At 44.0% G+C, this 12,641-nt stretch carries 7 protein-coding genes; 4 read left to right on the forward strand and 3 right to left on the reverse strand.

What is annotated here, in order from left to right; all coding sequences use genetic code 11:
- Positions 1 to 45 precede the first annotated feature (45 nt).
- Positions 46 to 2,235, forward strand: a complete 2,190-nt coding sequence (gene nrdD / locus I2D69_RS08290) for an anaerobic ribonucleoside-triphosphate reductase (protein ID WP_118578071.1) — start codon at positions 46 to 48, stop codon at positions 2,233 to 2,235.
- Between the two features lie 76 nt (positions 2,236 to 2,311).
- Entirely contained in the window at positions 2,312 to 2,821 is a 510-nt protein-coding gene (gene nrdG / locus I2D69_RS08295) for an anaerobic ribonucleoside-triphosphate reductase activating protein (protein WP_118578070.1), read from the forward strand.
- Between the two features lie 112 nt (positions 2,822 to 2,933).
- On the opposite strand, the gene I2D69_RS08300 is transcribed toward nrdG, so the two are convergent.
- Together I2D69_RS08300 and I2D69_RS08305 are read right to left on the reverse strand one after the other, a co-directional pair.
- Positions 2,934 to 7,736, reverse strand: coding sequence for a fibronectin type III domain-containing protein (locus I2D69_RS08300; protein WP_195379718.1), 4,803 nt, complete (start codon positions 7,734 to 7,736; stop codon positions 2,934 to 2,936).
- A gap of 180 nt (positions 7,737 to 7,916) precedes the next feature.
- The gene (locus I2D69_RS08305; protein WP_195379719.1) at positions 7,917 to 8,987 is read right to left on the reverse strand and encodes a 5'-3' exonuclease H3TH domain-containing protein; all 1,071 of its coding nucleotides are present in this window, start codon (positions 8,985 to 8,987) and stop codon (positions 7,917 to 7,919) included.
- A 280-nt stretch (positions 8,988 to 9,267) separates the two neighbouring features.
- Between I2D69_RS08305 and I2D69_RS08310 the strand changes: the two genes are divergently transcribed.
- Both I2D69_RS08310 and I2D69_RS08315 read left to right on the forward strand, forming a co-directional pair.
- On the forward strand, positions 9,268 to 9,672 hold the full coding sequence (locus tag I2D69_RS08310; protein WP_173715990.1) for a hypothetical protein: 405 nt from the start codon (positions 9,268 to 9,270) through the stop codon (positions 9,670 to 9,672).
- A gap of 175 nt (positions 9,673 to 9,847) precedes the next feature.
- Positions 9,848 to 10,936 (forward strand): M56 family metallopeptidase, encoded by a 1,089-nt coding sequence (locus I2D69_RS08315; RefSeq protein WP_195379720.1) that lies wholly within the window; start codon positions 9,848 to 9,850, stop codon positions 10,934 to 10,936.
- A gap of 280 nt (positions 10,937 to 11,216) precedes the next feature.
- Here the strand turns inward: I2D69_RS08315 and I2D69_RS08320 are convergent, their stop codons facing one another.
- Positions 11,217 to 12,587, reverse strand: coding sequence for an MATE family efflux transporter (locus I2D69_RS08320; protein ID WP_347708388.1), 1,371 nt, complete (start codon positions 12,585 to 12,587; stop codon positions 11,217 to 11,219).
- Positions 12,588 to 12,641 lie beyond the last annotated feature (54 nt).

The following is a 12,641-nucleotide window of genomic DNA, read 5'->3' on the forward strand; positions in this document are numbered from 1 at the left end:
ATGTAATCAAAGATTTAAACACAATATATGGAGGGATTTGAAAGAATGAGTACTGAGGTCAATGCAAACGTCATTAAACGAAATGGCGTGGAAGTTATTTTTGATAAGGCGAAGATCATCAACGCCGTTGAAAAAGCGAATGAGGAGGTTTCTAAGCTTCACAGGCTGAGTCATTACCAGATCACAGCGCTTGCTGATATGATTGCCACCCGTGCCCTTGAATCCTCCCACGCTGTCAATGTGGAAGATATTCAGGATATGGTAGAGACCGGCATTATGGAGATGCGCGGTTATGAGGTTGCACAGAAGTATGTGCGCTATCGCTACAAGAGAGAGCTTACCCGCAAGTCCAATACCACAGACGACAGCATCCTTGCTCTTCTTGACCAGATTAATGAGAATGCCAAGCAGGAGAACTCCAATAAGAACCCTACTATTAACTCTACCCAGCGTGATTACATGGCAGGCGAGGTCAGCAAGGACCTGACCATGCGTGTTCTTCTTCCTGAGGAGATCGTAAAGGCTCACGACGAGGGAATCATTCATTTCCATGATTCCGATTACTACGCACAGCGTGAGCATAACTGTGACCTGATCAATCTGCAGGATATGCTCCAGAACGGCACGGTTATCAGCCAGACACTGATTGAGAAGCCTCACAGCTTCTTTACCGCATGTAACGTTACCACACAGATCGTCGCACAGGTAGCCAGCAATCAGTACGGCGGACAGTCCTTCTCTCTCGCCCATCTGGCTCCTTTTGTAGACATCAGCCGCCAGAAGATCCGTAACAAGGTAATCGAGGAACGTAAGGCTTGCGGTGAGCCTCTTGATGATGAGATCATCCAGAAGGTATCGGAACGCAGACTGAAGGATGAGATCCAGAGTGGTATCCAGACGATCCAGTACCAGCTGATCACTCTTATGACCTGTAACGGACAGGCACCATTTGTAACGATTTTCATGTATCTTGATGAAGTTCCGGAGGGACGCACCCGTGATGACCTTGCACTGATCATCGAGGAAGTTATGAAGCAGCGTATGCAGGGTGTTAAGAACGAGCGCGGTGCGTGGATCACACCTGCATTCCCGAAGCTGATCTATGTGCTGGATGAGGATAACATCCACGAGGATTCCAAATATTGGTACCTCACAGAGCTTGCAGCGAAATGTACTGCCAAGCGTATGGTTCCGGATTACATCTCAGCCAAGATCATGCGCCAGTTAAAAAACGGCAATGTTTACACCTGCATGGGATGCCGTTCCTTCCTTACCGTTGAGGAGAAACAGAAGAACCCGGACGGTTCCTACAAGTTCTACGGTCGTTTTAACCAGGGTGTTGTTACCATTAACCTTGTAGATGTAGCCTGCTCCTCAGACGGCGATTTTGATAAGTTCTGGGAGATTCTGGAGGAGCGCCTGGAGCTTTGCCACAGAGCACTCCGCTGCAGACATGAGCGTCTTCTTGGCACAGTTTCCGATGTTGCCCCGATCCTGTGGCAGTATGGTGCTCTTGCACGGCTTAAGAAGGGTGAGACCATTGACAAGCTTCTTTATGACGGCTATTCTACGATCTCACTTGGATATGCAGGTCTCCATGAGATGTGCATGAGAATGTACGGAAAGCCTCATACAGACCCTGAGGTTCGTCCGTTTGCGCTGAAGGTTATGCAGCGCCTCAATGACAAATGTGCCCAGTGGAAGGCAGCTGAGAACATCAGCTACTCTGTATATGGCACTCCGATGGAATCCACCACATACAAGTTTTCCAAATGTCTCCAGAAGCGTTTTGGCATCATTCCAGGAGTTACGGATAAGAATTATATTACAAACAGCTATCACGTTCACGTTACTGAGGAGATCGACGCATTCTCCAAGCTGAAATTCGAGTCTGAATTCCAGAAGCTTTCTCCAGGAGGAGCCATCAGCTACGTGGAAGTTCCGAATATGAAGCAGAATATTCCGGCAGTTCTCTCTGTTATGAAGTTTATCTATGATAACATCATGTATGCAGAGCTGAATACCAAGAGTGATTTCTGTGATGTCTGCGGATATGACGGAGAGATCCAGATCAAAGAAGACGAGAACGGCAAGCTGATCTGGGAATGCCCGAACTGCGGTAACCGCAATCAGGACAAGATGAGCGTTGCCAGAAGAACCTGCGGATACATCGGTACCCAGTTCTGGAACCAGGGACGTACCCAGGAGATCAAGGATCGTGTATTACATCTGTAATAAGTAATGGTTTCCGGGTTTTCTGCAAGATGTGTGTATTTGATTATCAGGCACAGGAGGAAAAGAGGAATCAGTTATGAACTACGGAAACATTAAATCCTACGACATAGCAGACGGCACAGGCGTGCGTGTAAGCCTGTTCGTATCTGGCTGCAGGCACCACTGTAAGGGCTGTTTTAACGCACCTACGTGGGATTTTAACTACGGTAAGCCATTTACCCGGGAGACTCAGGATAAGCTCCTGGAGCTGCTTGCTCCGTCTTATATAGAGGGCTTCTCCCTACTCGGCGGCGAGCCATTCGAGCCAGAGAATCAGCCTGTTCTGGCAGAGCTTCTGGAAGAGATCAGGCGTACCTTTCCGGATAAATCCATCTGGTGTTACAGTGGATATCTTTTTGACAAAGATATGGTTCCCGGAGGTAAGATCTACACTCCTTTTACAGACCGGATGCTTTCCTGCATCGACGTTCTGGTAGACGGAGAGTTTATTCAGGAATTGAAAAACCTCTCCCTTCAGTTCAGAGGGAGCAGCAATCAGCGAATTCTGCATTTAAAAGATGGTAAGCTTATTAAAGAAGGCCTGTGATACGGGTCTTCTTTTCTTATATCTGCATTCAAATAGTTGCATAAGTTTTTACATCTGGGTAATCGAAAATCCCCCTCCTGTCTAACAGGAGGGGGATTTTATTACACTTTATTTATTTTGCTTTCGCATATTTTGGTGTGCTGTAAGAAGAATAGATTGGAACACCTGCTTCGTTGTTTCCAACGGCGCGTACTTTGTAATAATACTTGGTTCCAGCTTTCTTGGAGCTCTTGTCAACATATTTCACTTTGGAGCCTTTTGTAATAGTTCCTACCAGTTTGTATCCGGAACCTTTCTTAGTGGAACGGTATACCTGATATCCGGTAGCTCCTGTTACTTTCTTCCAGCTGACAGTAATCTTGCCCTTTGTTGCTTTCGCTTTTGGACTGGTTGGCTTCGCGATCTTTGCTGTGGAAACTATAGCACTTGCAGATTTGCTTGCACCACTTGTATATGTTTCATCAGCAGAATCTTTGTACTCATAGGACTTACCATTCTTGTAAGCAATTACATAATAGTAATATTTTACTCCTGCTTTCGGTCCTTTGTACTCTGTGCTTGTTGCACCATTATAGGTGTACTTGATCTCGCGATCTGTAATAGTCGTTTCCTTCAGTTCACTAACGAATTTGTATCCGCTGACTGTTGTGGAATCAGCAACATAATTCGGGACAGTTGCACTGGAACCGTAACTATAGCTGTAAGAATTGCTGTCTTTGTTATATCTGTTCCAGGAAGAGGTGGTTCTGTATACACGATAGTAATCAGCACCTGCTACCGGATTCCATGTTACAGTAATACTTCCATCTGCTTTGTTTGCAACAGCTTTTACATTGCCAGGAGTTGCTAAAACAGGATTAACTGTTGCTCTGATTTCATTGCTGTATTCCTGTCCTCTGTATGCACGTACACGATAGGTTGTTTCCGTATCTGCTGCCGGGAATGTAATGGAAGATGTGGAAGCTTTCAGTGTCTTATAGGTTTCCCATGCACCAGTCTCTTCATTTCTCTTCTCAACCAGATAACCCTTTCCTGCATATACCGGCTGCCAGCTTAACTTCATCTTACCGTTTGCATAAGAAATTCTGTTAACGGTAGTCATCTCGAAGCTAAGATTTGCATATACACCTTCATCAATGTAATACTTGCTGTTTCCTACAGTCTTGTATGCTCTTACAAGATAGTAATAATCCATACCGCTCTGAAGCTTCTTGTCTGTATAACTGGAAGCCTTTGCACTTGTAGTCTTGATCAGTTTATACTTAGCAAAATTGTTGGTCATGCCAGCTGCTACAGTATCTCCAATAGAAGATCCTTCACATCTGTAAATCTCATATCCCTTAGCACCTTTGATCTTGGTCCAGGACAGTTTTACAGAAGTTGTGCTCTTAGGTGTTGCTTTCAGCTTCAGCGCACCGCCCCAGGTAGTAACCTTATTATAAGCCCATGCTCCATAAGTGGTCTTGCCTGTTTCGGAATCATAATAATATGGTCTTACTCTGTAAGTATAGGTAGTATCTGCTTTCAGTTTGGTGTTCTTATAAACGCTGTCTGTAGTTTTGGCAATTGTTTTATATTTCTTGCCATTCTTTCTCTGGATCTGATAGCCGGTAAGCCAGCTTTCTGATCCGCTTTCAGCGCTCATCTTTAAGGTAACGGTCTTAGCTGTGATAACATTTGTTACAGATATATTCGGCATACCAGCTTTAAATGATGCTGTATTTGTGTATGCACTGTATTTCTGTGCAAGTGTAGCTGCCTTATCATTTTTTACACGGGCACGCACATAATAGGTCTTGCCTGGTGTAAGTGATTCAAAGTAAAGTGTTGCCTTATTATTCTCACCAGAAATACAATCTGTAACCTTGTAATCATTTACAAATTCAGGTGATTCGGAATACCAGAATTCTACATCTTCTTCTTTTCTTACAGTTCCGTCATAGGAGAATACATAACCATCCGGTGTTTTCTCAACCAGCTTCAGGTTGCTGATCGCTGAAGTGGCTTTGGAGACATTGACAGCTACTACATTGGAAGGAGTACCGTATTTCTTGTTTCCGCTCTTGTCTTTTACATAAGCGACAACTCTTACATAGGTTGCTCCTTCTTTTAATAAGGATTTTCTCAATGTAAGTGCATCATCATCCTCATAGTACTCATCTTCATCTTCATCATAGTAACCACTGGAAGAAGCTGTTACCCAGTCCTCTTCGGAAGGCTGTGCCTTATCAGTGTACTGGAGCTCATAAGAGTCGCCATCTTCCAGAACAGCATCAAAACGGAATTCGAAGCTGTTTTCAGATTCTTTATACATCTCTAAGCCAGTTACATTCTTAGGTGCCTTTTCTGCATCTGTAGTGAAGGAGACTGCTGCAGGTTTCAGTTTTGCAACCTCTTCCTCTTCCGGTCTGTCTGCACTGCTCACTGCACGAACATAATAGGTTTTTCCTGCTTCCAGATTACTGTTGTTTTTGCTGATCTTCAGTTTCGCGGAACCAGCTGAGCCATCATAATAGAAGCTGCTCCAGTCACTTACCATAGTTGCAGTAGTAAATTCTGTGCCTGTTGCGATCTGATACCATACGCTGTCTAAATCAACCTTTGCACTGTATGTGAAATAATAGTAATTGTCGTCAGCTTTCACATACTGAAGATCTGTGATCGGCTGAAGAGCATCTACTGTAAATGCAGCGGACGGTGCTGACCAGTCGCCTTCTACGGTCTTTGTGACTTTCTTTCCGTCTATATCAACGGTATAAGTGCGTACTGCACGTACCTGGAAAGTATAGGATTCTCCAGGAGCCATTGCCTTGATCGGATCGCCATTCTCATCTCTTACACGGTCAAATGAAACCTTAGGATCTGTTGTATATGTATACAGATCTTCATCTTTAAGCTCTGACAGGGAAACACTTGGGAAATTACCGCGTCCGACGCTGTAGTAGGTCTTATCAACAGTTCCGTCATCCTTCAGAGAAGCTGAGCTCACGTATTCACGGCCGGCAGAATCTTTTACAAGGATTTCATAGCGGTTTACATTGTCAAGTGCGTTCCAACGCAAGGTTGGCTCACTAGCCTCTGTGTTTACATTTACACCGGAAACAGCTGCAGGCTTCTCACTGGTACCTGCATCTGAAGCGGTTACTTTGTATGCAAATGCATTGGACCAGTCTCCGTATACTTCCTTACCATCCTCTCCGATCTTAACGGCACGAACAGAAAGATTATAGGTCTTTCCGTCTTCAAATGCATAAACAGGCTGACCGGTAGCCGGATAAATAACAGGTTCCAGAACTCCGTCTACGCTTGTATAAGTTCTATAATCAGACTCATCAAAGGAATATCTGGTGCCGCTTACTCTGGTATACCTGCCACTCTTCCGATCGGATGCCAGTGACTCAAAGTACTCACGTCCAGCTTCGTCTGTAATCTTAATCTCATAGCTGTCTGCATTCTTATCCGGATTCCAGCTGAGAACATAAGAAGATGCTGTTACACCGGAGATTTTCTTCAGGCTTGTATCTACAGCTTTATAAGTTACTGTATAAGCGTCAGACCATTCACCTTCCTGCTTCTTGTTTGCACCATTCTCATATCTGTAATTAATTCCGCGGACACGGATGGTATAGGTTTTACCTCTTTCAAATTTGAACTCTCCGTAGGTTCTTCCTAAATAGAAGTTTGGATAGGAATAATTGGAATCTGTTGTAAAGGCAACTTTTCCATCTACTTCAACTTCGTACTGGGATACATATGTATTCTGGATACGGTTCCAGCTTACATATTCATATTCATCGTTGTATTTGAAATTACCGGTCTTCTCTGGTACAAGACTGCCGCTGTCGTCTGCTTCTACAACCAGTTCATTGGACCAGTCGCCTACCTTCTTCTCATCGCCGGAGCCTGTATATGCACGGACTTTAACGGTATATTTCTTGCCTTTCTGGAAAGCACCGATATATTTTCCGTCTGCATCAGAAGCGACTTCATAAAGACCTGTGGTGTCGTTCTTTTTAAGCAGATAACCGTAATTCTCATAGAAATTGAGCCAGTTACCTGAAGTAGTTACATAGGAGGGTTCCTTTGCTCCGTATGCATAAGAATAATATTCATTTCCAGCTTCATCCTTAATGGAAACCTCGAGGTTCTGGTTCTCGCCGGATACCTGAATCTGATTCTTTCTTTCAGCTGCATAAATTGTCACACTCTTCGGCTCAGCGACCTTCTTTGCGTAGGTATAATCTACAGCGTCAGACCATTCACCATATGCAACAGTTCCATCTGCGCTGTTACGGTTTACGGCGCGAACGGAAACCTTGTATGTCTTGCCATTCTCAAGACCTGCAATATATCCGTTTTTACCATCTGGTTTGTATACAAGGTTTCCTTCTGCGTCAACCTTGAACGGCTGCATGGTAAGATTTGTAAGACTATAGCTTAAGTTGACTGTGGACGGATAACCGGTCTCTGGCTCGCTTGCATTATAATAGTAGCGGTAAGTGTACTCTCCGTCTGTTACACGGATCTGGTATTCATCTGCCTTCTGGTCTGCATACCAGGTAAGAACATTCTTATCCTCCTCATCAAATGCAACATGTCCGATCTTGCCAGGTGCCTCTGCATCAAAAGCAGCAACCTCGTCGGTGCTTCCGCTCTCTTCTGCGTCTGCAACTGCCTCACTGTCACCGAAGCCATCCTCTGTAACAGCTGCCACTGCGGCTTCATCTCCGAAGCCATCTGCCTCTACAGCAGCTTCCTCTGTGGTGTCCGCTTCCGCTGCCGGAGACTCAGATACGAAATCTCCTCCATCTGTAAAATCTGACGCCAGAAGTGGTGTCGGTGCGGAAGTTGCGGTCATTGCCGCTGCAATTGCAATGGCAACAGACTTATTGAGTGTTTTCAAATCTTTCTTCATACATTTCCCTCCATGAATTAAATTTATTGAAATTGATCAATAAGTAGTATGGGGAAATTATAGCGTATTACTCCGTTTTAGGCAAGTGTTTTGTGAATAATTTATGTATTTTGTGCAAATAAGCACACATTACCCACACCCATTTGTATTTTTTCTGATATTTTCTCTTTTTTCTGACAATTAAGTGTTTTCTTTATATTTTGACAATTTTAGTGTTTTTTCATATTCCGTCAAAATACTGTTCATTTCGTAGCGCTTTAACTGTCTGATCAGTTCTTCTGCATTAATATGAAGCCGCATATCTTCCAGGCTTTCTTTTATCTCAATGTCATGTTTCATAGTTGCCAGCTGTTCGCTTAAGTATACCATCTCTTTATTTGTTTTCAGTGCTTTCAGAGGGCTTCTGCCTATTCCAAGGTTTTCTTTCCAGAAAGTATTCAGTTCCTTTTCTTTCTTTGCCACGTCTTCGCAGTCCTCAATTGCTTCATAGATCGCGTCCAGGGTTTTATATTCTGCTACAAGCGGCGCTGCTGCTGAGGAAACGCCCTTACAGCCTGGAATTCCATCGCCTGGATCTCCAGTGATCGCCAGAAGCACAGGAATCTGTTCCGGATATACCCCTTCCTCAGAACAGACAATTTCCGGTGTATATTCAAATACATTAGAAGGGAGTTCCTCGTAAGCCTCTTTTCCAAACAGGCCATATGCATCCTTTAAATTCTCCAGCTTATCCTTCGTAACAACACGCCACATGCGGGTATATTCGCTTACCAGCTGAAAATAATCGTGATCCTTGGTAAGCACATAAGTCTGCAGATCCGGGCCCTGGAATTTCTCCACAAGAGATGCCGCATAATCGTCAGCCTCATAGTCCTGGCTCATAAATACCGGACAGCCGATTGCTTTCAGAAGCTCTTCCATCTGGATAAACTGTTCTTTTAATGGCTGGGCAGTCTCCTTGCGATTGGCTTTGTAAAAATCGGCGCCAAGCTGGGTGCGGCGGAAAGTATCTCTTGTCATGTCAAAGGTAAATGCCACGTATTCCGGCTTTACCTTCTTATAGACAGCCAGAAGGGTGCGAAGCATGGTGAACATGGCATTTGTGTATTTTCCATCGGAGGTGTGCAGGATTTCCGGATAGTGTCTCTCTTTTTCCTCGTCTGTCTTTGCGAAAAGGATAGATTTGGGAAGATTTCCGTAATAGGATGTGGACAGCATGGAGGAGCCGTCGATGATCAGAAATTTGGGCATAATTGTTCTCCTTCTATGATTATTTGACAGTTTCCTAACGAAGCGTTGATTTTTACACACTGTCAGGAAGTGTCTTTTCAATATCTGATATGATATCAGACCTGTAATTTTTCTCAATCTCTCTGTAAGTATACCATAAATTTATCTTATCTGAAAAATTTCCAAAAATTTTTTCAGATTTCGTGTTATTTCTTTCTCTGGTTTTCGTATATATAGTGAAGGGAGCAGAAAACAAAATTATTTCTGAATTCCCGCTCTACGTAGAATGAGGAGGTACTCAATGAAAAAAATAATTTTAACCTTATCCGGCGTTCTCTTTGTGATCGTCACCGGATGCTCGCTGCTGATCTGCATGATGAACGGAATTCCGAATTTGGATCAGCCGGCTGCTGCCTTTTACCTGGCGAAAGCAATTCTGTTATCCTTTAGCCTTCCTCTGGTAACCTTAGGTCTCTTCGTACACTGTTTGCAGCTTAGACGAAAGCTTGATAAGAAGAACCTGTTGTTCCGGAATGCGATGAAGGAGCTGATAAAAAATCGCCAGACCAGCTGCAGGGATTCTGGAGATTCTGATTTCCAGAGCTTTAAAAATTCACTTACCTGTCTGTTCTGTGCCTTTGCCGAAGATTCCGATCTCAGCGAAGAAGATCAGAAGGACTTGCTGGATTTTATTGACAAATTTTAAGTGAGGGACTTGCATGCTTTTAATCTGTATGAGCATAGCAGGAACAGTGCCACTGATCATCTGTCTCCTGCTATTGCTTCTCCAAAGGAAAAAATTTTCATACCGGCTTGGCCGGAACCTGGTGTTTCTGAGTCTGGCGGGGTATTTGATACCGTTTTAGGTGGTTAAATATCTGATGCCAACAGATGTTTTGATAAGAACAGACGCTCTTGCAAACATCTCTTATTACATCAATTTTGACGACAAAGGAGCAATTTCTTATCACGGAATTTCATTATGGATGTCCGACTGGATTCTTATGATTGGATTATGCTGGCTATTTTTAATCTCAGGCTTCAGTGTTTACGAAATCATAAAGTATCACCGGCTCACGCGAAAGCTGAAAAAGATTACTGAGAAAAGAACTTGTTTCTTACCTGGAATCGGGGATGTAGAATACCGTATTTCTCCCCTTATTGGTTCTCCCTATACTATAGGTTTCCTGAAGCCTTTCATTGTCGCGCCGGAGAGCCTTGAGGATTCCAGATTGTCAGAAATGATTATGCGGCATGAATATTCACACCTGCGCCGTCATGACTCAGCTGTAAAGCTGCTCTGCCTGTTAGCCATTTGCCTTCATTTTTATAACCCGTTAACATTGCTTACGCTTCTGCTTTACACCAGCTTTTCCGAAAATATTGCAGATCAAGCCGCCACTGAAGGTTTCACCACGGAGGAGAGAAAAGCCTACGCAGTCGCTCTCGTGAATCTTTCCGCAAGAAACAGACAGGTTCCTGTAGTCTGGAAAAACAACTTGTTGGGGGCCAAACATACGATGAAAAGGAGAGTGGAATTTATTATGATGAAGAATAGAAAAGCCAGTAAAATTGGTACTGCTGCGGCAATATTGGCATCTGTATTTTTGAGCGGGACTACGGTGTTTGGATATGCACCGATGCAGACAACGGAAGCGGCAGATTCTGTGCAACTTAATGAAACAGTATCATTTGTTGACAGTGCTTCAAACAACCCCTTTGCAAATTCTAATATCTACTTTGAAACAGATGAACACGTAAATATCTTAGTCAATGACTCCGATTTAGAACCACGTGCAATTATTTGTACACACGATTTTAAATCTGGATATGCGGATGTTCATAATTCAAAAAGCAACGGTGGCTGTGTCGTTAAAACTTACACTGCTAAAATCTGTCAGAAATGCAACCACCTTGTCATCATGGATTACGTTGGCACACGCACCTACGCCAAATGCCCACACAAATAATCGCCTGCACTAACTTTAATGGGAGGAAGTTAGCCCAGCCGAATTATTAAATCATTCACACTTACCCAATTATGTCATTTTCCATTATTATCTTTCGTGAAGCTCAGAGGGAACGGAAGCTAAAAATGAGCCAGGGAAGCGTTTCGCTTTCCCTGGCTCTTACCCGTTTCAGAAACATATTATAACGTTTCACACCTACATCTTATCCACTTTGCAGACAGCCCTTTTCAAACGCCTTTTAACCCAACCCTTTTGGGCTTATTTCTCTTCTTCCTTTCCATCACACCGTTTCCCCGGTACCCTTCAGCTGTCCATGCACTGTCCGTCTCACAAACACAAAACAGATTACCTGCAGCACAATGGTAATAAACCAAGATGCCGGATAGGAAATAAACAAGGTGTACAGGCTTCTGTGCTGTGGGAATATCCAGAAGATCCACACAATTCTAGTACCAACCGTACCGATAATAGAAAGGATCATAGGCACACCGGAATGTCCCATTCCCCGGAGAGCGCCAGGAAAAAGATCCATGATTCCACATAAGAAATAGGGCACTGTGGTGATGGAAAGAATTTCCACACCGCATCGGATAACCTCCGGATCCTCTGTGTAAACCTTCAGGATCTCACCGCCACACATGTAAGAGCCGCATCCCAGCACAAGGGCGATCACAAAGGACAGGATTCCGCAGTCCAGCAGCACTCTGTCCATACGTTTATATTTCCCAACGCCATAATTCTGGCTGGTAAAGCTCATACAGGCCTGCGTGACCGCATTTACAGACGCATACAAAAATCCCAAAATATTATTCGCCGCCGTATAACCAGCCATAGCAGTGGAACCAAAGGAATTTACAGAAGACTGCAAAAGCGCATTGGAAATGTTAATAACCGTACTCTGCACTCCTGCCGGTATTCCCACCTGGAAAATCTGTACCAGATAAAATTTCTTCATGCACAATCTGGAAAAACGAAGCTGATAACTGCTGTCCGTCATATACAGACATCTAAGAACCAGAATACAGGAAATCAGCTGGGAAATAATGGTCGCAATGGCAACACCTGCAACACCCAGATGAAACACGATCACCAGAATCATATTCAGCACCGCGTTGGTCACACCAGCCACGACCAGGAACATCAGCGGACGCCTGGTATCCCCTACCGCACGCAGAATAGCTGCGCCATAGTTATAAAGCATAAAAAACGGCATTCCCAGGAAATAAATCCTCATATACAAAGTGGACTGGTCAATCACATCCGCAGGCGTTCCCATAACCTCCAGTGCCCATCTTGAAAAAACAAGTCCTACAGCAGCCATCGCCACACCACTGACCAAAGCCAGTGTAACAGACGTATGTACCGTTTCCGACATCTCCTTCGCCTTACCTGCCGCATAGAACCTGGCAGCCAGTACATTAGCTCCCAGTGAAACACCAATAAAAAGATTGGTAAATACATTGATCAAAGCGGTAGTAGAACCAACTGCTGCCAGGGCCTGACTGCCGGAAAACCGTCCCACCACAATAATATCCACAGCATTGAACATCAGCTGCAGAATTCCGGAAACCATCAGCGGAATGGCAAAAGAAACCAGCTTGTCCATAATGGTTCCGTTACACATATCAATTTCGTACTTATTCTTACTCAACTCTATCGCTCCCTCATCCATATGCCAGCACCACCGGAAGTCCCTTCCGGTCTG

This window comes from Ruminococcus sp. D54t1_190329_F1 (assembly GCF_015551645.1).
Classification (GTDB): Bacteria; Bacillota; Clostridia; order Lachnospirales; family Lachnospiraceae; genus Blautia_A; species Blautia_A faecis.

Coding starts and splice junctions, on each gene's coding strand:
- nrdD (WP_118578071.1), top strand. CDS start 46: ATGAGTACTGAGGTCAATGCAAACGTCATTAAACGAAATGGCGTGGAA.
- nrdG (WP_118578070.1), top strand. CDS start 2,312: ATGAACTACGGAAACATTAAATCCTACGACATAGCAGACGGCACAGGC.
- I2D69_RS08300 (WP_195379718.1), bottom strand. CDS start 7,736: ATGAAGAAAGATTTGAAAACACTCAATAAGTCTGTTGCCATTGCAATT.
- I2D69_RS08305 (WP_195379719.1), bottom strand. CDS start 8,987: ATGCCCAAATTTCTGATCATCGACGGCTCCTCCATGCTGTCCACATCC.
- I2D69_RS08310 (WP_173715990.1), top strand. CDS start 9,268: ATGAAAAAAATAATTTTAACCTTATCCGGCGTTCTCTTTGTGATCGTC.
- I2D69_RS08315 (WP_195379720.1), top strand. CDS start 9,848: ATGCCAACAGATGTTTTGATAAGAACAGACGCTCTTGCAAACATCTCT.